Origin of the sequence: Actinomadura sp. BRA 177 (assembly GCF_013372625.1) — a bacterium.
Taxonomy (GTDB): Bacteria; Actinomycetota; Actinomycetes; order Streptosporangiales; family Streptosporangiaceae; genus Spirillospora.
In genome coordinates, this window is the sequence record NZ_JABXFD010000570.1 from 1 (window position 1) to 1,824 (window position 1,824).

General features: G+C 77.1%; 2 protein-coding genes and 1 pseudogene. All 3 read left to right on the forward strand.

Translation table 11 applies throughout. The annotated features are described in order from the left end of the window. Positions 1 to 380 (forward strand): annotated as a pseudogene (locus tag HUX53_RS42325) (hypothetical protein); the annotation flags it as partial. After that, the gene (locus tag HUX53_RS42765; RefSeq protein WP_309237539.1) at positions 341 to 667 is read left to right on the forward strand and encodes a methylated-DNA--[protein]-cysteine S-methyltransferase; all 327 of its coding nucleotides are present in this window, start codon (positions 341 to 343) and stop codon (positions 665 to 667) included. The pseudogene HUX53_RS42325 and the gene HUX53_RS42765, both read left to right, overlap by 40 nt. Before the next feature lie 118 nt (positions 668 to 785). Then, the coding region (locus HUX53_RS32490) for an NAD-dependent epimerase/dehydratase family protein (RefSeq protein WP_176407037.1) at positions 786 to 1,824 on the forward strand (1,039 nt) is incomplete at its 3' end.

Sequence of the window (1,824 nt, forward strand, 5' to 3'; positions counted from 1 at the left end):
TCCACGTCCCGGGGCCGCTGGAGGAGGGGCCGCTGGCGGGCCTGCGGGTCGCGTTCACCGACCACGGTGTCGCCTACCTGCGGGCGGGCCTGGGCGAGCGGGAGTTCGCCGAGGCGTGGCGGGCCCGGTTCGCGCGGCCGCTGCTGCCCGCCGGCCGTCCGCCCGCCGGGCTGGCGCGCCGCGAATCGGGGCCCGGCGCGGTGCGGCTGGACCTGCGGGGCCTCAGCGAGTTCGAGGCCGCCGTGCTGTCGGCCGCCGCGCTGATCCCGCTCGGCCACCCACGCGTACGGGCGGGTCTGCCCGCGCGGGATCCGCGGGGCGGCCGAAGGCGGTGCGGGCGGTGGGGTCGGCGCTGGGCCGCAACCCGGTGCCGCTGCTGATCCCCTGCCACCGCGTGACCCGGTCGGACGGGTCGCTGGGCGACTACGTGTTCGGGGCGGACGCCAAGGAGCGGCTGCTGCGCGCCGAGGAGGTGGACGTCGACGGGGCCGCCGACCTGGCGCGGCGCGGGGTGCGGCTGGTCGGCTCGGACACGACCGGGATCGTGTGCTACCCGACGTGCGGGGACGCGCGCCGGATCACCCCCGGTCACCGGCGCGGCTTCCGCGACCTGGCCGCGGCGCGGGCCGCCGGCTACCGCCCCTGCCTGCACTGCCGCCCCGCCTGACCGCGCCCGGCGCGGCCGGGGCATAGATCGGCGCAGGCCGGGAATGGGGCCGTCCACCTGCGGGGACGGTTTTGGTGGCCGTCCCGCATCGAGGACCGCCGACGAGGGGGAGATCGCCATGCGCGTCGTCGTCACCGGCGCCACCGGCAACATCGGGACCAGCGCGCTGCGTGCGCTCGCCGGGGACCCGGCCGTCACCGCCGTCACCGGGCTGGCGCGCCGCGAACCGGGGCCCGGCGCGGTGCGGGAGACCGACCCGGCCGGCACGGGGAAGATCGAGTGGGCGGAGGCCGACGTCACCGACAGCGACCTGGTGCCGCTGCTGCGCGGCGCGGACGTCGTGGTGCATCTGGCGTGGCTGTTCCAGCCGACGCACCGGCCCGCGGTGACGTGGGACGCCAACGTGATCGGCAGCGGGCGGGTGTTCGACGCCGTGGCCGAGGCGGGGGTGCCGGCGCTGGTGTACTCCTCGTCCGTCGGCGCCTACTCCCCCGGCCCCAAGGACCGGGGTGTGGACGAGTCGTGGCCGACGCACGGCTGGCCCGGTGCCGCCTACTCGCGGGAGAAGGCCTACGTGGAGCGGCTGCTGGACGGGTTCGAGGCCGCGAACCCGGGGTGCCGGGTGGTGCGGATGCGGCCGGGGTTCATCTTCGAGCGGCAGAGCGCCAGCGAGCAGCGGCGGCTGTTCGCCGGGCCGCTGCTGCCGGGCCGGTTCGCCCGCTCCGGCAACATCCCGGTCGTGCCGGACATGCCGGGGCTGCGGATGCAGTTCCTGCACTCCGCCGACGCGGGGCAGGCGTTCCGGCTGGCCGCGACCCGCGACGTGCGGGGCGCGTTCAACATCGCCGCCGACCCCGTCATGGACGCGGCCGAGCTCGCCGATGTGCTGGGGGCCCGCACTGTCCGGGTGCCCGAGCGGGGGGTGCGGGCCGCGATCGCCGCCGCGTGGAGCCTGCACCTGGTGCCGGCCTCGCCCGGCCTGTTCGACCTGGCCATGCAGATCCCGGTCATGGACACCTCGCGGGCCCGCACCGAGCTCGGGTGGACGCCCGAGCACAGTGCCCGGGAGGCGCTCACCGAGTTCCTGGAGGGGCGGCCCTGTCCCCTACACCCCTCCAACCCCGCCGACGAACACGAGAGAGGAAAACACCGGGGGG